General features: G+C 68.7%; 17 protein-coding genes and 1 other RNA gene. 14 read left to right on the top strand and 4 right to left on the bottom strand.

Annotated elements, in window-relative coordinates; all coding sequences use genetic code 11:
* Window positions 1–19: 19 nt before the first annotated feature.
* Both ffs and CDA09_RS04605 read left to right on the top strand, forming a co-directional pair.
* An RNA gene (ffs, locus tag CDA09_RS04600) (signal recognition particle sRNA small type) lies at window positions 20–118 on the top strand.
* Between the two features lie 148 nt (window positions 119–266).
* Window positions 267–2,483 carry a patatin-like phospholipase family protein gene (locus tag CDA09_RS04605; protein ID WP_121427539.1) on the top strand — a complete coding sequence of 739 codons (2,217 nt, stop codon included), beginning with the start codon at window positions 267–269 and terminating at the stop codon, window positions 2,481–2,483.
* 13 nt (window positions 2,484–2,496) lie between these two features.
* On the opposite strand, the gene cfa is transcribed toward CDA09_RS04605, so the two are convergent.
* Complete coding sequence (gene cfa, locus CDA09_RS04610; protein WP_121427540.1) at window positions 2,497–3,681, bottom strand: cyclopropane fatty acyl phospholipid synthase; 1,185 nt, start codon at window positions 3,679–3,681, stop codon at window positions 2,497–2,499.
* 206 nt (window positions 3,682–3,887) lie between these two features.
* On the opposite strand from cfa, the gene dnaX reads away from it, so the two are divergent.
* From dnaX to CDA09_RS04650, 8 genes are all read left to right on the top strand, one after another.
* Window positions 3,888–5,921, top strand: a complete 2,034-nt coding sequence (gene dnaX / locus CDA09_RS04615) for a DNA polymerase III subunit gamma/tau (RefSeq protein WP_121427541.1) — start codon at window positions 3,888–3,890, stop codon at window positions 5,919–5,921.
* 25 nt (window positions 5,922–5,946) lie between these two features.
* Window positions 5,947–6,270 carry a YbaB/EbfC family nucleoid-associated protein gene (locus tag CDA09_RS04620; protein ID WP_121427542.1) on the top strand — a complete coding sequence of 108 codons (324 nt, stop codon included), beginning with the start codon at window positions 5,947–5,949 and terminating at the stop codon, window positions 6,268–6,270.
* Complete coding sequence (recR, locus tag CDA09_RS04625) at window positions 6,270–6,866, top strand: recombination mediator RecR (RefSeq protein ID WP_121427543.1); 597 nt, start codon at window positions 6,270–6,272, stop codon at window positions 6,864–6,866. Before CDA09_RS04620 ends, recR begins: the two co-directional genes overlap by 1 nt.
* Window positions 6,867–7,047: 181 nt before the next feature.
* Window positions 7,048–7,641: a ubiquinol-cytochrome c reductase iron-sulfur subunit gene (gene petA / locus CDA09_RS04630; protein ID WP_121427544.1), complete on the top strand. Its 594-nt coding sequence runs from the start codon at window positions 7,048–7,050 to the stop codon at window positions 7,639–7,641.
* Window positions 7,642–7,644: 3 nt separating this feature from the next.
* A complete protein-coding gene (locus tag CDA09_RS04635) occupies window positions 7,645–8,913 on the top strand; it encodes a cytochrome b (RefSeq protein WP_121427545.1) in 1,269 nt (422 codons plus the stop codon).
* A complete protein-coding gene (locus CDA09_RS04640; protein ID WP_121427546.1) occupies window positions 8,910–9,662 on the top strand; it encodes a cytochrome c1 in 753 nt (250 codons plus the stop codon). The genes CDA09_RS04635 and CDA09_RS04640 overlap by 4 nt, the downstream gene beginning before the upstream one ends.
* Window positions 9,663–9,756: 94 nt before the next feature.
* Window positions 9,757–10,356 (top strand): glutathione S-transferase N-terminal domain-containing protein, encoded by a 600-nt coding sequence (locus CDA09_RS04645; protein ID WP_121427547.1) that lies wholly within the window; start codon window positions 9,757–9,759, stop codon window positions 10,354–10,356.
* Between the two features lie 23 nt (window positions 10,357–10,379).
* Window positions 10,380–10,841 (top strand): ClpXP protease specificity-enhancing factor, encoded by a 462-nt coding sequence (locus CDA09_RS04650; protein WP_121427548.1) that lies wholly within the window; start codon window positions 10,380–10,382, stop codon window positions 10,839–10,841.
* Between the two features lie 22 nt (window positions 10,842–10,863).
* Here CDA09_RS04650 and CDA09_RS04655 read toward each other — a convergent pair whose 3' ends face one another.
* Together CDA09_RS04655 and CDA09_RS04660 are read right to left on the bottom strand one after the other, a co-directional pair.
* Complete coding sequence (locus tag CDA09_RS04655) at window positions 10,864–12,060, bottom strand: glycosyltransferase (protein ID WP_121427549.1); 1,197 nt, start codon at window positions 12,058–12,060, stop codon at window positions 10,864–10,866.
* Between the two features lie 90 nt (window positions 12,061–12,150).
* Window positions 12,151–13,413 (bottom strand): D-amino acid dehydrogenase, encoded by a 1,263-nt coding sequence (locus CDA09_RS04660; RefSeq protein WP_121430734.1) that lies wholly within the window; start codon window positions 13,411–13,413, stop codon window positions 12,151–12,153.
* 190 nt (window positions 13,414–13,603) lie between these two features.
* Between CDA09_RS04660 and CDA09_RS04665 the strand changes: the two genes are divergently transcribed.
* Window positions 13,604–14,605: a class 1 fructose-bisphosphatase gene (locus tag CDA09_RS04665; protein ID WP_121427550.1), complete on the top strand. Its 1,002-nt coding sequence runs from the start codon at window positions 13,604–13,606 to the stop codon at window positions 14,603–14,605.
* Between the two features lie 599 nt (window positions 14,606–15,204).
* On the opposite strand, the gene CDA09_RS04670 is transcribed toward CDA09_RS04665, so the two are convergent.
* A complete protein-coding gene (locus CDA09_RS04670) occupies window positions 15,205–15,684 on the bottom strand; it encodes an Lrp/AsnC ligand binding domain-containing protein (RefSeq protein ID WP_121427551.1) in 480 nt (159 codons plus the stop codon).
* 186 nt (window positions 15,685–15,870) lie between these two features.
* On the opposite strand from CDA09_RS04670, the gene putA reads away from it, so the two are divergent.
* The 3 genes from putA to CDA09_RS04685 all read left to right on the top strand — a co-directional run bounded on the left by putA (window position 15,871) and on the right by CDA09_RS04685 (window position 22,806).
* Window positions 15,871–19,530 carry a trifunctional transcriptional regulator/proline dehydrogenase/L-glutamate gamma-semialdehyde dehydrogenase gene (gene putA / locus CDA09_RS04675; protein WP_121427552.1) on the top strand — a complete coding sequence of 1,220 codons (3,660 nt, stop codon included), beginning with the start codon at window positions 15,871–15,873 and terminating at the stop codon, window positions 19,528–19,530.
* A 98-nt stretch (window positions 19,531–19,628) separates the two neighbouring features.
* The gene (locus CDA09_RS04680; protein WP_121427553.1) at window positions 19,629–21,398 is read left to right on the top strand and encodes an autotransporter assembly complex protein TamA; all 1,770 of its coding nucleotides are present in this window, start codon (window positions 19,629–19,631) and stop codon (window positions 21,396–21,398) included.
* Window positions 21,399–21,483: 85 nt separating this feature from the next.
* Entirely contained in the window at window positions 21,484–22,806 is a 1,323-nt protein-coding gene (locus tag CDA09_RS04685) for an IS1182 family transposase (RefSeq protein WP_121427554.1), read from the top strand.
* The last annotated feature ends 82 nt before the right edge of the window (window positions 22,807–22,888 follow it).

Below are 22,888 nucleotides of genomic sequence, written 5' to 3' on the forward strand. Positions count from 1 at the left end.
CTGCTACAATGTCGCCCGTGGCGGGTCTCCCCGCATTGCAGCGCGGTGAACCTGGTCAGGGCCGGAAGGCAGCAGCCACAGCCGTTCCCTGCAAGTGCCGGGGGTCGGGCTCGCCACCCTCATCCGCAAACGGGTGCCTCCGAAAAGGGGCGCCCGTTTCATTTTGTGCCGCGTTTGCGGACTTCCGTTACCCGCACGGCGCGCGCGTGCGGTATCTTCGTCCTGTCTCCCCCACGATTCTCACCGAGCCTTCCACGAGTCCGCGCTTGAAGCTGCGTCACATCGTCCTCGCTCTCCTTTGCCTTGCCTGCACGGCCGCAGCCGCCCCGTCCCGCGCGGCGACGGCCGAACCGCCGCACAGGGGCGTCGCGCTGGTGCTGTCGGGTGGCGGCGCGCGCGGCGTCGCCCACGTCGGCGTGCTCAAGGTGCTCGAGGATATGCGCATTCCGGTCGACTGCATCGTGGGCACTTCGATGGGCGCGATCGTCGGCGGCGCATACGCGGCGGGCATGGAACTGGGCGAGATGGTGCGCGAGATCAACGCCGTCGACTGGATCAACCTGTTCGCGAGCAGCGTGCCGCGCGAGAACCAGCCCTTCCGCGACAAGCAGGACGCCGCGCGCAACCGCTCCGCGATCACGCTCGGCGCCAGCCTCGACGGCCTGCGGTTGCCGCAGAGCGCGATCTCCGGGCAGGGGATGGATACCTTCCTGACCCGCCTCGCGGGCGACGCCGAAGTCCTCGACACATTCGACAGTCTCGCGCTGCCTTACCGCGCGGTCGCGACCGACCTCGAGACCGGCGAACTCGTGCTGCTCGACAAGGGGCCGCTGTGGCGCGCGATGCGCGCGAGCATGGCGGTGCCCGGGGTGTTCCTGCCGATCGAGAACGACAAGCGCCTGCTCGTCGATGGCGGCCTCGTGATGAACCTGCCGGTCGACATCGGCCGCGAGCTGTGCGGCGACCGTGTCATCGCCGTGAACCTGGGTACGCCGCCATACGCCCGCGAACGCCTGCGCTCGGCCACCGACATCGCGCTGCAGGCGATCAACCTCGCGCTCGAACAGAACGTGCGCCAGCAGATCAGCCACCTCGGCCCCGACGACGCCCTCATCCAGGTCGAGCTCCCCGGCATCACCTCGCGCGACTTCGAGCGCGCGCTCGAGACCATCCCGTACGGCACCGAGGCCGCGCTGCGCCAGTCGGCCTCGCTCGCGCGCTTCAGCGTGGACGAGGACACCTACGCCAAATGGCAGGCGCTGCGCCAGTTCCGCTGGCACAAGCGCGCCCCCGTGGTCGCCGACATCAAGGTGGAAGGGCTCAAGTTCGTGCCCGAACGCCTCTTCGGCGCGACGCTCACGCAGAAGATCGGCGAGCCGCTCGACTTCAAGAAGCTGGAACAGGACATCGCCCGCATCTACGAGCGTGGCGATTTCGACCGCCTGCGCTACAGCGTGCTGCACGACGGCGCGCGCGCCACGGTCCAGCTCGATGCCGACGAAAAGGCCTCCGGCCCCAACCTGCTGCGCTTTGGCGGCGGCCTCGCGGCCGATTTCGAAGGTGGCTCGCAGGTCGGCCTCTACGCCGGGCTGTCGCGCCGCTGGCTCAACACCCGCGGCGGGCGCTGGGACACCGACCTCCAGCTCGGCACCACGAACCGCATCCGCACCGAGCTTTTCCAGCCGCTCGATCTCGATAGCGGCTGGTTCGTCGCGCCCTCCGTCGAACTCTTCAACCGCGTGCTGCCGGTCTTCGTGGACGAACGCAAGGTGTCGGAGAACAAGGAGAAGGGGGGGCTGATCGGCCTCGATGCGGGCTACGAGGTCGGCATGTGGGGCGAACTGCGTGCCGGCTGGCGCCGCGGGCGGCGCACCTCGCAGGTGGTTTCCGGGGCCGCGCTCGTTCCGGAGCAGACGATCGAGGACGGCTGGGTGCACGCCGACGCCGTCCTGGACCGGCTCGACAGTCCTTTCTTCCCGCGCCGCGGCTATGCGGCTCGCGTGCGCGCGGAGCTGCATTCGCCGACGTTCGGCGCGGATCGGCGCTATTTGTTCACCGAACTCGACGGCGATGTGGCGACTTCGCTCGGCGACAACGTGTTCCGCCTGCACACGCTGTTCGCCGGCAGTCCGGACCGCGACCTCCCGGAGATCGGCCGCACGCTCCTGGGCGGCCCGTTCCGCCTGTCCGGCTACCGCTACGGCGAACTCGCGGCCGACCGGGTCGCACTCGCGAGCGCGTCCTATTACCGGCAGATCACGCGCCTGCCGGATGCGCTCGGACGCGGCGTGTATGCCGGCGCCTCGGCCGAATGGGCGACGCTGCGCAACCGCGGCACTTCGCCCATCCCCGACCCGGGCCGGCGCCGCGCGTGGTCGCTCTTCCTCGGTGCCGACACCACGATCGGCCCGATCTACGTCGGCGCGAGCTACCTGCCCGAAGTCGGCGAAGTGCGCTACTACCTGCAGCTGGGCCAGCCCTGAGGCTATTCGCCGCTCACGACGGCCGCCGGTAGCCGCCGGGCACGCCTTCGGGCGACAGCACGATCTGCCACAGCTGCATGTCGCGCGCGCGGAAGGCGCCCGCGCAACTGCGCAGGTAGTACGACCACATGCGGTGGAAGCGCTCGCCGTAGCGCTCGGCGAAGCGCGGCCACGCAGCCTCGAAGCGCGCATGCCAGGCCATCAGCGTGCGGTCGTAGTCGGCGCCGAAGTTGTGCACGTCCTCGATCACGAAGCGTTGCTCGACCGCGCGCGCGATCTGCTGTAGCGAGGGCAGGTCGCCGTTCGGGAAGATGTAGCGGTCGATCCACGGATCGGTGTGGGCGCTGCGGTAGTTGTTGCCGATCGTGTGCAGCAGGAACAGCCCGCCGGGCCGCAGGCAGCGGCGCGCGACCTCGAAGTAGGTGCGCTGGTTGTGGCGGCCGACATGCTCGAACATGCCGAGGCTGGCAATACGGTCGAAGGGCTCGTCGATGTCGCGGAAGTCCATCAGGCGGAACTCCACGGGCAGCCCGGCGCAATGCTCGCGCCCGTACCCGGCCTGCGCCGCCGAGATCGTCAGGCCCACGCAATGCACGCCGTAACGTTCGGCGGCGAACTTCATCAGGCTGCCCCAGCCGCAGCCGATGTCGAGCAGGCGCATCCCCGGCTGCAGGCCGAGCTTGCGGCACACGAGATCGAGCTTCGCCTCCTGCGCCGCAGCGAGGTCCCGCGCGTTCGCCCAGTAGCCGCAGGTGTAGGCCATGCGCGGATCGAGCATGGCCTCGAAGAAATCGTTGCCGAGGTCGTAATGCACCTCGCCGACGACCTTCGCCCGGCGCGGGCTCTGCAGATTCACCAGATGCGTGCGCAGCACGTGCCACACGAACTTCGGCGAACGCACCCTGCGGTCCAGGCGCGCACGCACGATGCGAAGGATCATCTCGTCCACCTGCGGCGCATCCCAGTCGCCGTCCATGTAGCTCTCGCCCAGCCCCAGGCTGCCGTGCAGCAGGATGCGGTAGGCGGCCTCGGCGCGATGCAGGCGCATGTCCCACGGGCGTTCGCCATTGAGCCGGATGTCGGCCTCGCCCAACAGATCCGCCAGGAGTTCGACGCTCTCCGTGCGCGCCAGCGCGCGCGACGCCCCCCTGTCGCCGCCGACGGTCCATTCCGCTGGATTTCGATACCCCGCAGCCATACGCTCCTCCTCCGTTCCTCCTCTTCGCCCGCGCGCCGGCTCCCTTGTCCGATCCCGGGAGCCTTGCGTGCCCATTCGAGAAACTTCGACCATCGAAGGATCGGCCGCGTTCGCGCACGTACCGCGCTCGCCGGTTGCGTGCCGGCGACGCAATGCCGAGCAATCACCCCGGAGCCCGCTCCGGCGCTCTGCTAGAATCCCGCGCCATGAGCTATCAAGTCCTCGCACGCAAGTGGCGGCCGAAGTCCTTCGCCACGCTGGTCGGTCAGGAGCACGTCGTCCGCGCGCTCAGCCATGCGCTCGCGACCGGGCGGCTGCACCACGCCTGGCTGTTCACCGGCACGCGCGGCGTGGGCAAGACGACGATTTCGCGCATCCTCGCCAAGGCGCTCAACTGCGAGACCGGCGTCACCGCCGAGCCGTGCAACCGGTGCGCCGCCTGCCAGGCGATCGACGCCGACCGCTTCCCCGACTACGTCGAGATGGACGCGGCCTCGAACCGCGGCGTCGAGGACATGGCCGCGCTGCTCGACAAGGCCGTGTATGCGCCGGTGCAGGGGCGCTACAAGGTCTACATGATCGACGAAGTGCACATGCTCACCGGGCACGCCTTCAACGCGATGTTGAAGACCCTCGAGGAGCCGCCCGAGCACGTGAAGTTCATCCTCGCGACGACCGATCCGCAGAAGATCCCGGTCACCGTGCTGTCGCGCTGCCTGCAGTTCAACCTCAAGCAGATGCCGCCGGGCCACATCGTCGACCACCTGTCGCGCATCCTCGAGGCCGAGGCGATCCCCTTCGAGGCCCCCGCGCTGCGCCATCTCGCGAAGGCCGCGAGCGGCTCGATGCGCGACGCGCTGTCGCTGCTCGACCAGGCGATCGCCCACGGCTCGGGCAAGGTCGAGGAGGAGCAGGTCACGCACATGCTCGGCACGGTCGGCGACGACCATCTCTACGCGGTGCTCGACGCGCTCGCCGCGGGCGACGTCCCGGCGCTGCTGGCGGTCGCCGACCGCATGGAAACGCGCAGCCTCTCCTTCGATGCCGCGCTGCAGGCGCTCGCGTCGCTGCTCAACCGCATCGCGCTCGCCCAGTTTGCGCCCGCCGCGATCGCCGACGAGGCCGAGCGCCAGCGCGTGCTGCCTTACACCGAAGCCTTCGACGCCGAATTCCTGCAGCTCGCTTACCAGATCGCGATCCACGGCCGCGACGAGCTGCCGCTGGCGCCGGACGACTACGCCGGCTTCACGATGACGCTGCTGCGCCTGCACGCGTTCCGCCCCGACCAGCCCCCGGCCCTCGGCAGCCCCGCGGCCGACGGCGGCGGGGGCGGCGTGATGCGCGGCCTGCCGGCGGCGCCGTCGCGCGCCGTGCCGCCGTCCCGTCCCGTCACGCAGCCCGCTGCGCCCGCGCAACCGCCGTCCGCCGTCGCCACCCCCGCTGCCGTCGCCACCCCCGCTGCCGCGGCAGCGCCCGCGCCGGCTACACCGCGCGAAACCGCCGCGACGCCGGCCGGCAAGCCCCCCGTTCCGCCCGTGCCCGCCGCGGCGCCCGCGGAAACCGTCCCGCAGGCGTCCGCACAAGCTCCCGCAGCCGCCCCGTCGTCTGCGGAAAATCGCGCGGAACCGTCGAACTCGGTGCCGCCATGGGAAGACCTGCCGCCCGAGGCCTACGCGGACCAGGGCGCCGAACCTTCGGGGCAATCAGCGGTGTCGAAGTCCGTACCGGATTCGGCCCCGGCCTCGGTTGCTGCCGCGCCCGCTCCCGCCCCGACCCACATCGCGGACGCCTCGCCTGCAACGCCGCCGCCCGCATCTGCGCCCGCCGCGGCTGACGAGGGGGCCGCGGCCGACATCTCGTCCGGTAACTGGCACGGCCTCATCCGCCGGCTCGGCCTTGGCGGCATGGTGCGCGAGTTCGCCCAGCACTGCGAGTGGCTGGGCTTTGCCGACGGCGTGATCGAGTTGCGCCTGTCGAATGCCCATCGCCATCTGCTCGACATGAACCCGGGCGTCGTCGAGCGCATCCAGGACCAGCTCGCGTCCCTCTACGGCACGCCGCTCCGGCTGCGCGCCACGGTGGGTGCGATCGCGGGCGAAACGCCCGCCCAACGCGACGAAGCCGACCGCCGCGCACGCCATGCCGAAGCGGTCGCCGCCCTCGAGAGCGATCCTTTTGTGCGCGAACTGATCGAACGATTCGACGCGTCCCTCGTGGAAGCGTCGGTGAAACCACTTTGAATCCCCAATTGCGGAGAATCGCACCATGATGAAAGGCGGAATCGCCGGCCTGATGAAGCAGGCCCAGCAGATGCAGGAAAACATGAAGAAGATGCAGGACCAGCTCGCCCTCGTCGAAGTCGAGGGCCAGGCGGGCGCCGGCATGGTGAAGATCCTCATGACCTGCAAGCATGACGTTCGCCGCGTCACGATCGATCCCTCGGTCATGGACGACAAGGAAATGCTCGAAGACCTCGTCGCCGCCGCGATGAACGACGCCGTGCGCCGCGCCGAGGCGACCACGCAGGAGAAGATGGCGGGCTTCACGGCCGGCCTCAACCTGCCGCCCGGGATGAAACTCCCGTTCTGATGAGCTCCCCCTCCAGTCTCGACGAACTGATCGAAGCCCTGCGCGCGCTGCCCGGCGTCGGCCCGAAGTCGGCGCAGCGCATGGCCTATCACCTGCTGCAACGGGACCAGCGCGGCGCCGGCCGCCTCGCGCGGGCGCTCGCGCACGCGCTCGAAGTGCTGCGCCACTGCGAGCGCTGCAACACCTTCTCCGAGACCGACGTCTGCCAGCGCTGCGCCAATCCGCAGCGCGACCATTCGCTGCTGTGCGTCGTCGAGATGCCGGCGGACCTCGCGATGATGGAGCAGACCCAGGTCTACAACGGCCTGTACTACGTGCTGATGGGGCGCCTGTCGCCGCTCGACGGCATCGGCCCGCGCGAGCTGCGGCTCGACAAGCTCCTCGCGCGCGCGGCCGACGGCGCGGTGGGCGAGGTCATCCTCGCGACCAACTTCACCAACGAAGGCGAGGCCACCGCCCATGTCATCGCCGAACTGCTCGCTGCGCGCGGCGTGAAGGTGAGCCGCCTGTCGCGCGGCGTGCCCGTCGGCGGCGAACTCGAGCACACCGATACGGGCACGATCGCGCAGGCCCTCGTGGAGCGGCGTGCCCTGTAGCCCGTATGCTGCGGCGCACGAACTGCGCCGCAGCATACGCCCTTCGTTGTATCCGCCCGATGCGCCCGAATCCAATGTCATTGGCATGATATTGGCATTCCCTCTTTTTTTGTAACGCGATTTTTGCTAGACTTCCGCAGTTTTTTTACCCGGAAACGGGTTTCTTTTCAGGGATGAGGTCATGAGCGTGGATCAGAAGATGGACAGTGGCCGCAGGCAACTGCTTGTCGCGACGTCGGCCGCCGGTGGCGTGGCTGCCGTGGCGACGGCTGTGCCGTTCGTCGCCAGTCTGACGCCGTCCGAGCGTGCGAAGGCGGCAGGCGCGCCGGTCGAGGCGGACATCGGCAAGCTGGCGCCGGGCGAGATGATGACGGTTGAGTGGCGTGGCAAACCGGTGTGGATTCTGCGCCGGACCCCCGAAATGCTGGCGTCGCTCGACCAGACCGAGAGCGCCGTGAGCGACCCGGAATCCAGCAAGCAGATGCAGCCGGAGTACGCCAAGAACAAGTTCCGCTCGATCAAGCCCGAGTACCTCGTTGCCGTCGGCATCTGCACGCACCTGGGCTGCTCGCCGAGCGAGAAGTTCAAGGTCGGCGCCGAAAGCGGCATGGGCGATAACTGGCACGGCGGCTTCCTGTGCCCCTGTCACGGTTCGCGCTTCGACCTGTCGGGGCGCGTGTACAAGAGCATGCCGGCGCCAGACAACCTCGAGGTGCCGCCGCACAAGTACCTTTCCGACACGAAGATCCTCATCGGTGACGACTCAAAGGCCTAAGCGATGACCACAAAATCCCAACAACTGCTGAACTGGGTCGATGAGCGTTTCCCGCTGACGTCGACCTGGAAGGCGCACCTGTCCGAATACTACGCGCCCAAGAACTTCAACTTCTGGTACTTCTTCGGCTCGCTGGCGCTGCTCGTGCTGGTGATCCAGATCCTGACCGGCATCTTCCTGGTCATGCACTACAAGCCCGACGCCTCGGTCAACGCCTCGGGCATCCCCGTCGCGTTCGCCAGCGTCGAGTACATCATGCGCGAAGTGCCGGGCGGCTGGCTGATCCGCTACCTGCACTCGACCGGCGCGTCGGCCTTCTTCATCGTCGTGTATCTGCACATGTTCCGCGGCCTGCTCTACGGTTCCTACCGCAAGCCGCGCGAACTGATCTGGATCTTCGGCACCCTGATCTTCCTCGCGCTGATGGCCGAAGCCTTCATGGGCTACCTGCTGCCGTGGGGCCAGATGTCCTTCTGGGGCGCGCAGGTCATCGTGAACCTGTTCTCGGCGATCCCGGTCATCGGCCCGGACCTGTCGCTCGTCATCCGCGGCGACTACGTCGTGTCGGACGCCACGCTCAACCGCTTTTTCTCGTTCCACGTCATCGCCGTGCCGCTGGTGCTGATCGGCCTGGTGCTCGCGCACATCGTCGCGCTGCACGAAGTCGGCTCGAACAACCCCGACGGCGTCGAGATCAAGAAGAAGAAGGACGCCAACGGTATCCCGCTCGACGGCATCCCCTTCCATCCGTACTACACGGTGAAGGACATCGTCGGCGTGGTCGGCTTCCTGATCTTCTTCTCGGCGATCGTGTTCTTCGCGCCCGAGGGCGGCGGCTACTTCCTCGAGTACAACAACTTCATCCCGGCCGACCCGCTGAAGACCCCGCCGCACATCGCGCCGGTCTGGTACTTCACGCCCTTCTACTCGGTCCTGCGCGCGATCACGTATCCGCTGTTCGGCATCGACGCGAAGTTCTGGGGTGTGGTCGGCATGGGTGCCGCGGTCGTCATCATCGCCTTCCTGCCGTGGCTCGACCGCAGCCCGGTGAAGTCGATCCGCTACAAGGGCGGCCTGTTCAAGGGCATCCTGGCGGTGTGGCTGGTCGCCTTCTTCATCCTCGGCTACCTCGGCGTCCTGCCGCCGACCGCCGGCCGTACGATCGTGGCGCAGATCTGCTCGGTGATCTACTTCGCCTTCTTCCTGGCGATGCCCTGGTACAGCAAAATCGACAAGTGCAAACCCGAACCGGATAGGGTGACTTCCAAATGACTATGAGCGTAATCAAGACCCTCAAGCGCCTCGCGGCGGCCGCGCTGTTCGCGCCGGCGCTGGCGCTGGCTTCGGGCGCGGTGCTGCACCTCGACAAGGCGCCGGTGAGCAAGGATCCGGCCGCGCTGCAGGCCGGCGCCAAGACCTTCGTCAACTACTGCATGAACTGTCATGGCGCGAGCTTCGTCCGCTACAACACGCTGACGCAGATCGGTCTGACCGAGCAGGAGATCCGTGACAACCTGATGTTCACGGGCGAGCGCATCGGCGACCTGATGAAGATTTCCGCCAACCCGAAGGAGCAGAAGGCGTGGTTCGGTGCGGCCCCGCCCGACCTGACCCTGATCGCGCGCCAGCGCGCGTCGGAGTTCGGCAGCGGTGCCGACTGGCTGTACACCTACCTGCGCCAGTTCTACCGCGACCCGAACCGCCCGACGGGCTGGAACAACAAGGTCTTCGAGAACGTCGGCATGCCGCACGTGCTGTGGGAACTGCAGGGCGAGCAGGTCGCCAAGATCAGCGAGCACGATGGCGTCAAGTCGATCGAGCTCGAACTGGCGAAGCCCGGCAAGCTGTCGGCGCAGGAATATGACAAGACCGTCGCCGACCTGGTCTCCTTCCTCGTGTGGATGGGCGAGCCGGTGGCCGAGAAGCGCAAGACGATCGGTGTCGTCGTGCTGATCTTCCTCGCTGGCCTGTTCGCACTCAGCTTCGCGCTGAAGAAGAACTACTGGAAGGACGTTCATTGAACGTCGGCGCGAACTGATTCGCTGCCTTGAAGTCTGACGCACCACGCGAGTCCCGCGTGGTGCGCTTTGTTTTTGTATCGGGAGCTGCAACACCATGATGAACCTGTATTCCGGCACCACCGATCCGTTCAGCCATCGCTGCCGGATCGTGCTGTTCGAAAAGGGGATGGACTTCGAGGTCATCGATGTCGATCTCTACAACAAACCGGAAGATATTGCCGTCATCAATCCGTACAACCGGGTGCCGGTGCTGGTCGACCGCGACCTCGTGCTGTACGAGTCGAACATCATCAACGAGTATATCGACGAGCGTTTCCCGCATCCCCAGCTGATGCCGCCCGACCCGATCATGCGTGCCCGCGCGCGCCAGCTGCTGCACACCTTCGAGCACGAGCTGTTCTCGCACATCGATGTGCTGGAGAAGAACCAGAAGGGGACGGTCGACAAGAGCCGTGCCCACGTGCGCGACCAGCTGGTCCAGCTCGCGCCGATCTTCGTCAAGCAGAAGTTCATGCTCGGCGACGAGTTCTCGATGCTCGACGTCGCGATCGCGCCACTGCTGTGGCGCCTCGAGCACTACGGCATCGAACTGCCAAAGGCCGCGGCGAACCTGATGAAGTATGCGGAACGCATTTTCAGCCGCCAGGGCTTCATCGACGCCCTGACGCCGTCCGAAAAGGTCATGCGTCGCTGACGTAGGCGGGGCCCGCATAATCCATGAGCAAGGTATCCACCAAACCCTACCTGGTCCGGGCCATCTACGACTGGTGCCTGGATCAGGGCTTCACGCCCTACGTCGCGGTGGCGGTCGATGAGCGTACCGTCGTGCCGCCGGGCTATGCGCGCGACGGCCAGATCGTGCTCAATCTCGCGCCGGATGCGACCAACCATCTGGTGATGGGCAACGACCTGATCACCTTCCAGGCGCGCTTCGGCGGCGTGGCGCATGCGCTGTCGCTGCCGGTGGCCAACGTGCTCGCAATTTATGCACGCGAGAACGGGCACGGCATGGCGTTCGAACCCGAGATTGCCGAGGCCGATGCGCAGCCCGACGCGGCCGAGCCGGCAGAGGGGGTTCCCGACGCCGGCGGCGCGGGAGATGCGGAAGGCGATGGCGGGGATACGCCTCCTGCCGCGGGGCGGGGCGCGTCTCGCAGCCACCTGAAAGTCATCAAGTAATCTGCGCCCGGTAGTCCTGGCGTCAAGGCAGCTGCGCGGCCGGTGAGCCTCCGGTCTGCGCCGCTGCGTTCGCGTGCCGGCGGTACAGGCGCGCGAGTCGCGCGGCCATCTCGTCGGCACTCCAGCGCCGCGCGTAGTCGCACGCGTCCTTCCCCATCCGGTCGAGACCGGCGCGGTCGTCCAGTACGCCGCGAACCACGGCCGCGAACCCCGGGGTGTCGTCCGGGGCGATGCGTGCGCCGCATTGCGGGTCGAGGATGTCGTGCGTGCCCATGGCCGCGATCGCGACCACGGGGGTGCCCAGCGCCATCGCCTCCAGCAGCACGAGGCCCTGCGTTTCCGTGCGGGACGCGAACACGAAGAGGTCGGCGGCGCGGTAGCAGTCGTGGAGCTCGGTGCCGCGATCGAGGTATCCGAGGAAGCACACATGCCGTTCGAGGCGTCGTCGCTGCACTGCGGCACGCAGCGCGCCGATTGCGGGGCCTTCGCCGGTGATCAGCAGCAGCGCTAAAGGGTGGGACTCGCGCAGTTCGTCGACCATCCCGATCAGCAGGCCGATGTTCTTCTCGTGTGCGACGCGTCCGACGTACAGCAGCACCCGCCTGTCGGGCGCGATGCCGTGGCGCTGGCGGAAGGCGACGCCGTCTCCGCCGACGAACTGTTCCGCGGGCAGGCCGGTCGGCAGGATTTCGCGCGGCCGGGTGACGCCGTAGCCGGCGAGGACGCGTTCCATCGCGCTGGACGGCACGACGACGGCGTCCATGTCGTTGCACTGGCTGCGCGTGAAGTGGCGCGCGAGCAGGCGCAGCGCGGCGCGCGGCAGGAAGCGCACGTAGTGGAAGAGATATTCCTCGAAGAAGGTGTGATAGGTCGAGATGCAGGGCAGCCCGAGTTCGCGCGCGAGGGCGCGCCCGGCGTAGTGGGCGACGAAGGGCGTGTGGATGTGTACGAGGTCGTAGTCGCGCGCGCGCAGGCGCTCGGTCAGCGCGCGGACCGCCCCCGCGCGCATGACGCGGTCCTCGGGATCGAAGGGCAGGTAGCGCGACGGCACGCGCACGATGTCGAGCGCCGCGGCGTCGGGCGGCGCGCCGGGATAGTCGGGTGCGATCAGCGTGCTGGCGACGCCCTGGGCCGCCAGCGCGCGGCGGAAGGTCTGGATCGACGTGCTCACGCCGTTGATGCGTGGGAAATACACGTCCGAGATCATCAGGATGTTCATGGGCCGGGTCCGGGGTGAGCCAGGCCCCCAATCTAGGTCATCGGCGTGACCGTTTCGTTGCAGCGAGTGGCCGGCGCGGGGCCGGCGGGATCACCGCCCCGCGAGGAAGGGGAAGTGCTCGACCGGCGGGCGGCGGCCGGACATGAGATCCGCGAGTGCGCTCGCCGAGCCGCAGGCCAGCGTCCACCCCAGCGTGCCGTGACCGGTGTTGTACCAGAGGCGCGAAATGCGGCTGCGCCCGATCAGCGGGATGTTGCCGGGCGTGGCCGGGCGCAGGCCGGTCCAGGGCTCGGCGCACGCGAGGTCAATCGCGCCGGGGAAGCGCGCCTGGACCCAGTCCAGGATGGCTTGGCAGCGCGTCGCGTTGATGCGGGTGTCGAAGCCGTTGAGCTCCGCGGTGCCGGCCACGCGCAGGCGGTCGCCGAGGCGCGAACAGACGATGCGGCGCGATTCGTCGGTGATGCTGACGCTGGGCGCGCGCGCGGGATCGGCCACGGGCGCAGTGATCGAGTAGCCCTTGACCGGGTAGATCGGCAGTTTTTCGCCCAGCGGCGCGACGAGGGCGCGGCCGTAGCTGCCGAGGCAGACGACGTAGGCGTCGGCGGTGAGGGCCCCGGCGCGGCCCTGTGCGTCGCGCACGTCGACCGCGTCGATGGTGCCGCGCGTGCACGACAGGCCGGTGATCGTCGTGTCGTAATGAAAGCGCACGCCGGCTTCTTCCGCGCGTCGCGCGAGTGCCTGGGTGAAGCGGCAGGCGTCGCCGGATTCGTCGCCGGGGGCATACAGTCCGCCGGCAATCTGCTGCCGTACCCCGGCGAGTGCCGGTTCGACGACGGTGCATTCGTCGGCATCGCAGGCGCGCGCGAGAATGCCGTAATCGGCGAGCTCACCGACGCGTCCGCGGGCGTGCGCGAACTCGGCCGGCGTGAAGAAGAGGTGCAGGATGCCCCGTTCGAGGTGGTCGTAGACGAGGCCGGCGTCGGCGCGCAGCGCCCGCAGCATCCGCCCGCTATGCACAGCGAGGCTGGCGATCGCCGCCGTGTTGCGCCGGGTGCGCCCGGGCAGGCATTCGCGCAGGAAGGCGAACGCCCAGCACCACTGGGCGCTGTCGGCGTGCGGGCGGAAGAGGAGCGGGGCGTCCTCGCGGCCGAGCCAGCGCAGCGCGGTGAGCGGTGCACCAGGGTTCGCCCACGGTTCGGGGTGGCTGATGGAGATCTGGCCGCCGTTGGCGCGGCTGGTCTCCAGCGCCGCCTGGGGCTCGCGATCGACGACACTGACTTCGAATCCCGCCTTGGCGAGGTACCAGGCGGTGGTGACGCCGGTGACGCCGGCGCCGAGAACCAGAACGTGCATAGGTGTGATGGACTTTTGCGGGCGCCGCCGCTGCGGGGCGGCCCGCCGAACGATGATCATAACCCCCTTCGCGCGGGCCGGGGCGCGGATCTTGATGCGCTCGGCGGCGGTACGCGGGATAATCCGTCCTTTCCGCTTTTGCACCACCATCTGCAATCCGGCCCGGCCGGAGCCAAAAGGAGTCAAATTCATGCGACGCGTCACGCTAACCCAGTTCCTGATCGAGCAGCAGCGCGCGGGCCGGACCACGCCCGAGCTGCGCCTCTTGATCGAGGTCGTCGCCCGGGCGGTGAAGGCGATCAGCGTCAGTGTGTCGAAGGGCGCGCTGGCCGGGGTGCTGGGCGAGGCCGGTACCGACAATGTGCAGGGCGAGGCCCAGAAGAAGCTGGACGTGATCGCGAACGAGATCCTGCTGCAGGCCAACGAGTGGGGTGGCCACCTGGCAGCGATGGCGTCCGAGGAGGTGGAGGAGGTGCACCAGATCCCCTTCGACTATCCGAAGGGCGGCTACCTGCTGCTGTTCGATCCGCTCGACGGTTCGTCGAACATCGACGTGAACATTTCGGTCGGCACGATCTTCTCGGTGCTGCGCAATCCAGAGGGAGACGGCGAGCCGACGGAGCAGAACTTCCTGCAGCCGGGCCGCGAGCAGGTCGCCGCGGGGTATGCGCTGTACGGGCCGTCGACGCTGCTGATCCTGACCGTGGGCAACGGCGTGCATGGGTTCACGCTGGACCGCGAGATGGGCAGCTTCATCTACACGCATCCGTTCATGACGGTGCCGAGCGAGACGCAGGAGTTTGCGATCAACGCGTCGAATGTGCGCTTCTGGGAGCCGCCGGTGCAGCGTTACGTCGCCGAGCTGCAGGCCGGCAAGACCGGGCCGCGCGGCAAGGATTTCAACATGCGCTGGGTGGCGTCGATGGTCGCGGACGTGCATCGCATCCTGACCCGCGGCGGCGTCTTCATGTACCCGCTGGACGAGAAGTGCCGCGACAAGGGCGGCAAGCTGCGCCTTATGTACGAGGCGAACCCGATGGCGATGCTCATCGAGCAGGCGGGCGGCGCGGCGACGACGGGGCGTGAGCGGATCCTCGACGTTCAGCCCCGCAAGCTGCACCAGCGCGTGCCGGTGATTCTCGGCTCGGCGGCGGAAGTGGAGCGGGTGACGAAGTATCACCTCGAAGGTTGAGGTAGGCGCCCCGGTCGGGGCGCCCGCCCGAGCGCGGTCCGGGTTCTGGCCCGGGCAGGCGCTCGTGGCCTTCGGCTTCCCGGCGCTGCGTGCATTGCGGGAGAGGCGACGCAAACTCGCCGGCTGCGCCGGCTCAGACATGCGTCGCCTTTTTTCTCCCGCAATGCACGCAACTCCGGCACTCGCGGACAGCCCGGGCCAGAACCCGGACCGCGCTCGGGCGGAAAATCGTCCGTCCCCCCGTCCCTTTGCGGCAGTTCAACATCTCCGGGCTTCGATAGCTCAGCCCGAACGGGGCACTCACGTCCTCCGACCGATCACCTCACCCTTCGACGCGGCGACATCCCATTCACATGCCAGGCGGTCCGGCGTCCTCTGACGGGCTGTCCGTGAGCGCCGGGTCGGGATGGTCTGCGGGGGGAACAAGGCGACGCATGTTTGAGGGCGCGCCGCGCCCGAGTTTGCGTCGCCGCCCCCGCGGGCCATTCCGGCCCGGGAAGCCGAAGGCCGCGAGCGCCTGCCCGGCAGAGGGCGCCGGACCGCGGGGTGGTTCACGCAGGCACGAACCAAACTCTCAATCGGCGCCCCGCAAAGAATCCTTACCCCGACCGTCGCCCCTCGCCGGTCCGGATCTCGATCGTCTTCTCGTCCTTCACCACTTCCATCACCACGTAGGTGTGCGTCTGCTTGACGCACGGCAGCTCGGAGATCTTCTCGCCGAGCACGCCGCGGTAGGTCTGGATGTCGCGCGTGCGCACCGTCAGCAGGTAGTCGAAGTCGCCCGCGATCATCTGGCAGGTCTGGATCTCGGGGATGCGCTGGACTGCCTCGTTGAAGAGCTTCAGCTCGTGCGCGGTCGTGCCGCTCAGGAGCACCTGCACGATCACGACGTGCGAGCGGTCCATCGCGACGGGATCGAGGTCCGCGTGGTAGCCGCGGATGACGCCGCTTTCCTCCAGCTTGCGCACACGCTCGGCGCACGGCGTCTTGCTCAGGCCGACGCGGCGTGCGAGTTCGACGTATGACAAACGGGCATCCTTCTGGAGTTCGGCGAGAATCTTGAGATCTATGCGGTCCATTCCGTTCGGGTGAAGATGAATCGTCTAAAAATGATGCAGTTCGTAGGAATTATGGCTTATTGGGGGCGAATTTCGGAGCCATAAACTAGGATGTCGGGTGAAGAATCGGGTTTTCGACGGGCGAGGTCGCCTGTCCGGGCCGGCGGCGGGAGATCCGCCGGCAATCCTTTGCGGAGTCTTGCGTCCATGAGCACCCAGAATAATCCCACCGTTCTTGCCGCACTGCCTGTCGAACCGCGCCCGGCGCTGCGTCAGCGCATCTTCGAAGCCTACCGCAGCCCCGAACCGGAATGCGTCCCGCCGCTCGTCGAGGCTGCGCGCGTGGACGCGACGTTGCAGCGGCGCATCCACGACCTCGCGCGCCAGCTCGTCGTCGGCCTGCGCTCCAAGCGCGCCCGGTCGAGCGGCGTCGATGCGCTGATGAAGGAGTTTTCGCTGTCGAGCCAGGAGGGCGTCGCGCTGATGTGCCTCGCCGAGGCGCTGCTGCGCGTGCCGGACAAGGCGACCGCCGATCGCCTGATCCGTGACAAGCTCGCGCGCGGCGACTGGCGCGCCCACCTCGGCCAGAGCCCGTCGCTGTTCGTGAATGCGGCAACCTGGGGGCTGCTGATCACCGGGCGGCTGGTCGCGACGCGCAGCGAGGAAGGACTGGCGAGCGCGCTGTCGAAGCTGCTGACGCGCGGCGGCGAGCCGCTGATCCGCAAGGGCATGGATCTGGCGATGCGCCTGTTGGGCGAGCAGTTCGTGACCGGGCGGACCATCGACGAGGCGCTCGAGCGCGGCGCCGAGCGCGAGACGCGCGGCTACCGCTACTCCTTCGACATGCTGGGCGAGGCCGCGATGACCGCGGCGGACGCCGAGCGCTACTACGAGGACTACGAGCACGCGATCCATGCGATCGGCAACGGCTCGGCCAAGCGCGGCGTGGTCGACGGCAACGGCATCTCGGTGAAGCTCTCGGCGCTGCATCCGCGCTACCACTGGGCGCAGCGCGAGCGCGTGATGGGTGAGTTGCTGCCCCGGCTCAAGCAGCTGTGCGAGCTCGCGCGCGGCTACGACATCGGTCTCAACATCGACGCCGAGGAGGCCGACCGGCTGGATATCTCGCTGGATCTCCTCGAGGCGCTGGTCGCGGACCCGGATCTCGCGGGCTGGGACGGCATCGGCTTCGTCGTGCAGGCCTACCAGAAGCGCGCGCCTTTCGTGATCGACTGGATCGCCGATCTCGCCCGCCGCGAGGAGCGCCGCCTGATGGTGCGCCTGGTGAAGGGCGCGTACTGGGACGCCGAGATCAAGCGCGCGCAGATCGACGGGCTGGAGGGCTATCCGGTCTATACGCGCAAGGTGTACACGGACGTGTCCTATCTCGCGTGCGCGAAGAAGCTCCTGGCTGCGCGCGACGTGATCTACCCGCAGTTCGCGACGCACAACGCGCACTCGATGGCCTCGATCATGCACATGGCCGAGGGCGATTATCGCAAGGGTGACTACGAGTTCCAGTGCCTGCACGGCATGGGCGAGCCGCTGTACGACCAGATCGTCGCCGACCCGGCGCTGAGCCGCCTGGTGCGCATCTACGCGCCGGTGGGCAGCCACGAGACGCTGCTTGCGTACCTCGTGCGCCGCCTGCTGGAGAACGGCGCGAACACCAGCTTCGTGAACCTGATCGTGGATGAGAACGTGCCGGTCGAGGAGCTCGTGCGCGATCCGGTGGCGCTGGCCGAGCCGCTCGCCGGCTCGCCGCATCCGCGCATCCCGCTGCCGAAGGACCTGTACGGTCAGGGGCGGCGCAATTCGCGGGGCTTCGACCTGTCGAGCGAGCCGGTACGCGCGGCCATCGCCGGAGCGCTGGCGGCAAGCCGCAAGGCGCGCCATGCGGCCGGGCCGCTCGTGGCCGGTGTCGTCGTCGCGGGCTCGCCGCAGCCGGTGCGCAATCCGGCCGATCTCGAGGACATCGTCGGCGAGGTGGTCGAAGCCGATCTGGCGGAGGTCGAGGCCGCGCTGCGTGCCGCCGAGGCGGGGGCGCACGACTGGGCAGTGCGTTCACCCGTGCAGCGCGCCGAGTGCCTGGAGCGCACGGCGGATCTCCTCGAACGCGATGCGCTGGCGCTGATCGCACTGGCGGTGCGCGAGGCGGGCAAGTCGTGGTCGAACGCGATCGCCGAGTTGCGTGAAGCCGTGGATTTCTGCCACTACTATGCGCAGCAGGCGCGCGAACTGGACAACGGACTGCACCAGCCGCTGGGGCCGGTGCTGTGCATCAGCCCGTGGAACTTCCCGCTCGCGATCTTCACCGGGCAGGTGGCTGCGGCGCTCGTCGCGGGCAACCCGGTGCTGGCGAAGCCGGCCGAGCAGACGCCGCTGATCGCCGCGTGGGCGGTGCGCCTGTTCTGCGAGGCGGGCGTGCCGGAGGCTGCGGTGCAGCTGCTGCCGGGCCGCGGCGAGATCGTCGGGGCGGCGCTGGTGCGCGACGCACGCGTGCGCGGCGTGATGTTCACGGGCTCGACCGAGGTCGCGATGATCATCAACCGCACGCTCGCGGAGCGCGGCGGCGACGTGCCGCTGATCGCCGAGACCGGCGGCCAGAACGCAATGATCGTCGATTCGACGGCGCTGCCCGAACAGGTCGTCGGCGACGTGCTCGCGTCGAGCTTCGACTCGGCCGGCCAGCGCTGCTCCGCGCTGCGCGTGCTGTGCCTGCAGGAGGACATCGCCGATCGCGTGATCGAGATGATCGAAGGCGCGACGCGCGAGCTGAAGGTCGGCAACACCGCGGACGTGCGGGTGGACATCGGCCCGGTGATCGATGCCGAGGCGCAGGCGGGGCTGGCGCGCCACATCGAGGCGATGCGCAGCGGCGGCGCGAAGCTGACCCAGCTGCCGGTGCCGGAGGCCTGCGCGAAGGGCACCTTCATTCCGCCGACGATGATCGAGATCGATTCGCTCGCGCAGCTGCAGCGCGAAGTGTTCGGCCCGGTGCTGCATGTGCTGCGGTTTGCCGCGCGCGATCTGCCGCGGGTGGTCGACGAGATCAACGCGAGCGGTTACGGCCTCACGCTGGGCATCCACTCGCGCATCGACGAGACGATCAACGACATCGTCGCGCGCGCCCATGTCGGCAACATCTACGTGAACCGCAACATGATCGGCGCGGTCGTCGGCGTGCAGCCTTTCGGCGGCGAGGGGCGTTCCGGCACCGGGCCGAAGGCGGGCGGCCCCTTGTACCTGCACCGCCTGCTGCGCCGCAGCCCGGGGGCGGAGTTTACGGCATCGGTTGCAGTGCCCAACCTCTTCGAACGCTTCGCCGGCTGGGTCGATGAAGCGGGGCGCGCGCTGGTCGAGGGCGACGACACGATGGCGCTGCGCGTGCGCGCCGAAGCCTATCGCAGCCATCACCTCGTCGACCTGCGCCTCGCGCTGCCCGGGCCGACCGGCGAGGACAACAGCCTGAGCTTCAAGCCGCGCGGCGTCGTCGCGGCGGTCGCGGGCTCGATGGCGGGGTACTTCCATCAGCTGATGGCGGCGCTGGCGACGGGCAACCGCGTGGTGCTCGGCGACGCTGCGCTCGCCCGCAAGCTCGTCGCGGCGCTTCCCGCGGACGTGGCGCAGCGCGTGAGCACCGATGCGAAGTGGTTCGACGGCGACTTCGGTGCCTTGCTCTTCGACGGCAGCGACGCGCAGGCCGACGCGTGGCGCGTGCGCCTCGCGCGCCGCGACGGCCCCATCCTGCCGCTGGTGCGCCCGCAGCCCGAGTACGACCTCGGCCGCCTCGTGGCCGAGCGCACCGTGAGCATCAACACCGCGGCCGCGGGCGGCAATGCCAGCCTGATGGCGATGGGTAACTGAGGCAACCGAGGGCAACCGGGGGCAAGGGACGGGAACGGCGCGCAACACCGGCGCCGGCGGCCCCCCGGCGGGCGGTCGCGGGCCGGTACAATCCGGCCATGACTGCCTACCGCGCCCGTGCCTTCGGCGAGGGCCTGCTCCTCGCGCTGTGCCTTGCGCTGCTCGCCCCCGTGGCCGCGGCGCAGCAGCCGCTGCGCGTGGAGCTGGACGCCCCCGACAGCGTGCGCCCGCTGCTCGAACGTCATCTGCGCATCCTCCACCGTTCCGACCAGATCCTGTCCGAAGCGCGTGCGGATCGCCTCGCGCTCGCGCGCCGCACGCGCCGCGAGGTGGCCGACCTGCTGGCGACCGAAGGCTATTTCTCGCCGGAGGTGCGCCTCGATCGCGAGGACGCCGAGGACTGGAAGCTCACCGTCGTGCCCGGCACGCCCGCGAAGATTGCCGCCGTCGACGTGCAGTTCGAGGGCGCGCTGGGCGGCGACGGCGAGGCACTCGCGGCGCGGCGCGCGGAGCTGAGGAAGGCCTGGGCACTGGAGGCCGGACAGGTGTTTCGCCAGTCGGCGTGGGACGACGCCAAGCGGCACCTCCTCGACGAAGTTGCCGCGCGCGACTACGCGGCGGCGCGCATCGCCGACAGCCGGGCCGAGGTCGACCCTGAATCGGCGACCGTGCGGCTCTCGGTGACCGTCGACTCCGGCCCGCCCTTCTTTCTTGGCCCGATCGAGGTGTCGGGGCTGAAGAACCTGCCCCCGGACCTGGTGCAGCGCTTCAGCACGCTGGCGCCGGGGCGCCCCTTCAACCAGGACGAGCTGCTGGCCTTGCAGAGCACGCTGCAAAACGTGCCGCAGCTGGCCTCGGTGGTCGTCGACGTCGAGCGCGACCCGGCACTCGCCGCGGCGGTGCCGGTGCGCGTGCAGGTGACCGAGGCGCGTTCGCGGCAGCTCGGTTTCGGCGCCGGCTATTCGAGCAACACCGGGTTTCGCGGCGAGATCAGCTGGCGCGACGTGAACCTGTTCGGCCGCGGCTGGGAGCTCGCCAGCGCGCTGCGCGTCGAGCAGTTGCGCCAGACCGTGTTCGCCGACGTGTTCCTGCCGCCGACGGGCGGGACCCATCGCGACAGCGTCGGCGCCGCGGCCGAGCGCAGCACGGTCGAGGGGCTCACACTGTCGACCCAGGCGGTGGGTGTCGCGCGCACGAACAAGCGCAGCATCACCGGCGGCTCGATCGATACCCGCCTCGCGCTGCGCCTGCAGCAGGAGGAGCGCAAGCCCGACGGCGGCGAGACGACCCGGCGCAAGGCGCTGACGCTGAACTGGTCGTGGACGCGCCGCGCCATCGATGATGCGCTCGATCCGCGGCGCGGTGACGTGCTGCAGCTGGAGATCGGCGGCGGTGCGCGGGCGCTGCTGTCGGACCAAAACTTCCTGCGCCTGTATGGCCGTTACGTGCGCTACGTGCCGATGGCGACGCGCGACGTGCTGATCCTGCGCGCCGAGGGCGGCGCGACGCTGGCGAAGAGCCGCGACGGGGTGCCGCAGGATTTCCTCTTCCGCACCGGGGGCACGCAGACGGTGCGCGGCTATGCGTACCAGAGCCTGGGAGTGCGGGAGGCCGATGCGACGGTGGGCGGGCGCTATCTCGCGACGGCGAGCGCGGAATATGTGCGTTGGTTCCGTCCGCAATGGGGGGCCGCGGCCTTCGTCGACATGGGCAACGCGGCCGACGATCGCGACACCTTCGAGCTCAAGCAGGGCTATGGCGTCGGCGCGCGCTGGAAGAGTCCGGCCGGGCCGATCGCGCTGGACGTGGCCTGGGGGCAGGCCGACCAGCGCCTGCGCCTGCACTTCGGCATCGCGGTCGCGTTCTGAGTTGCGGCTAGGAGTCTGCGCGGCAGAAGCCAAGCGTCGGTGAGGTAAGCCCTCCCTGGCGTGTCGGGGCCGGTAGACTGTTGAGATGACGAGCTATCTGCCCTATTGCCCGCAGCAGCAGATGCTGCTGCCCCAGGCGCTGCAGGAGTGGCTACCCGAAGGCCACCTGGCGTACTTCATTAGCGACGCGGTCGACGGATTGGACCTGAGCGCGTTCCACACCCGGTATGCCGGGGGCGGACCGCGCAACCAGCCGTTTCATCCGGCCATGATGGTCAAGGTGCTGCTGTATGCGTACGCCACGGGCGTGTTCAGCTCGCGCAAGATCGCGCGCAAGCTGCACGAGGATGTGGCGTTCCGGGTGCTGGCGGCAGGCAACTTCCCGGCCCACCGCACGCTCAGCGACTTTCGCGCTGTCCACTTGAAGGAGCTGAGCGAGTTGTTCGTGCAGGTGGTGCGACTGGCTCGCGAGATGGGGCTGGTGAAGCTCGGGACGGTGGCCATCGACGGCACCAAGGTCAAGGCGAACGCCAGCCGCCACAAGGCGATGAGTTACGGCCACATGGTGAAGGCGGAGGCCGAATTGAAACGGCAGATCGAGGCGCTGCTCAATCGGGCCAAGGCCGCCGACGACGCCGAGAGGAACGAGCCCGAGCTGGATGTGCCGGCCGAGATCGCGCGGCGCGAGGCGCGGCTGACGGCGATTGCCGAAGCCCGGGCGCGGCTCGAGCAGCGCCAGCGCGAGGCCGATCAGGCGCGCGGGCGCAGCGACGATGACGACCGCCGTCCGCGCGGCGGTGACGGCAAACCGAAGGGTGGGCGCTACAAGCGCGACTTCGGGGTGCCCGAGGACAAGGCACAGGAGAACTTCACGGATCCAGACAGCCGCATCATGAAGCGCGCCGGCGGCGGGTTCGATCCGGGCTACAACGCCCAGACGGCGGTCGACGAGACCGCCCACATCATCGTGGCGGCCGAACTGACCAACAACGCCAGCGACGCCGGGCTACTGCCGGGGATGTTGCAGGTCGTGCGCGACACCCTCGCGCAGCGCCCGCGCCAGGCGCTGGCCGACACCGGCTACCGCTCGGAGCAGACGTTCCGGGAGCTCGACGGCTGCGGGACCGAACTGGTGGTGGCGCTGGGCCGGGAAGGCAAGCGCCGACTCGGTTTCGACCGTGAACGCAGTCCGCACACCGCGCAGATGGCCGACAAGCTCGATAGCGAGGCGGGCAAGACGGCTTACCGAAAACGGAAATGGATCGCCGAACCGCCCAACGGCTGGATCAAGAACGTATTGGGATTCCGGCAGTTCAGCCTGCGGGGCCTGGAGCGCGTCAAAGCGGAGTGGAAGCTCGTCTGTATGGCCCTGAACCTGCGCAGGATGAGCACACTGAGGACGGCATAACGGGAAAAAGGGGCGCAAATCTGTCCCCGTTCCCGTCCGGCACGGGCGCAGCACCGTCGCGAAGCAATTCAACCACGGCCGC

Source organism: Azoarcus sp. DN11 (genome assembly GCF_003628555.1).
Classification (GTDB): Bacteria; Pseudomonadota; Gammaproteobacteria; order Burkholderiales; family Rhodocyclaceae; genus Aromatoleum.

Bases quoted from the DNA above. Each gene is read 5' to 3' on its own strand.
- putA (WP_121427552.1), top strand. From the start codon at position 15,871: ATGAGCACCCAGAATAATCCCACCGTTCTTGCCGCACTGCCTGTCGAA.
- CDA09_RS04655 (WP_121427549.1), bottom strand. From the start codon at position 12,060: ATGAACATCCTGATGATCTCGGACGTGTATTTCCCACGCATCAACGGC.
- cfa (WP_121427540.1), bottom strand. From the start codon at position 3,681: ATGGCTGCGGGGTATCGAAATCCAGCGGAATGGACCGTCGGCGGCGAC.
- CDA09_RS04645 (WP_121427547.1), top strand. From the start codon at position 9,757: ATGATGAACCTGTATTCCGGCACCACCGATCCGTTCAGCCATCGCTGC.
- CDA09_RS04640 (WP_121427546.1), top strand. From the start codon at position 8,910: ATGACTATGAGCGTAATCAAGACCCTCAAGCGCCTCGCGGCGGCCGCG.
- CDA09_RS04665 (WP_121427550.1), top strand. From the start codon at position 13,604: ATGCGACGCGTCACGCTAACCCAGTTCCTGATCGAGCAGCAGCGCGCG.
- CDA09_RS04620 (WP_121427542.1), top strand. From the start codon at position 5,947: ATGATGAAAGGCGGAATCGCCGGCCTGATGAAGCAGGCCCAGCAGATG.
- CDA09_RS04670 (WP_121427551.1), bottom strand. From the start codon at position 15,684: ATGGACCGCATAGATCTCAAGATTCTCGCCGAACTCCAGAAGGATGCC.
- CDA09_RS04660 (WP_121430734.1), bottom strand. From the start codon at position 13,413: ATGCACGTTCTGGTTCTCGGCGCCGGCGTCACCGGCGTCACCACCGCC.
- recR (WP_121427543.1), top strand. From the start codon at position 6,270: ATGAGCTCCCCCTCCAGTCTCGACGAACTGATCGAAGCCCTGCGCGCG.
- CDA09_RS04680 (WP_121427553.1), top strand. From the start codon at position 19,629: ATGACTGCCTACCGCGCCCGTGCCTTCGGCGAGGGCCTGCTCCTCGCG.
- dnaX (WP_121427541.1), top strand. From the start codon at position 3,888: ATGAGCTATCAAGTCCTCGCACGCAAGTGGCGGCCGAAGTCCTTCGCC.
- CDA09_RS04650 (WP_121427548.1), top strand. From the start codon at position 10,380: ATGAGCAAGGTATCCACCAAACCCTACCTGGTCCGGGCCATCTACGAC.
- CDA09_RS04685 (WP_121427554.1), top strand. From the start codon at position 21,484: ATGACGAGCTATCTGCCCTATTGCCCGCAGCAGCAGATGCTGCTGCCC.
- CDA09_RS04635 (WP_121427545.1), top strand. From the start codon at position 7,645: ATGACCACAAAATCCCAACAACTGCTGAACTGGGTCGATGAGCGTTTC.
- petA (WP_121427544.1), top strand. From the start codon at position 7,048: ATGAGCGTGGATCAGAAGATGGACAGTGGCCGCAGGCAACTGCTTGTC.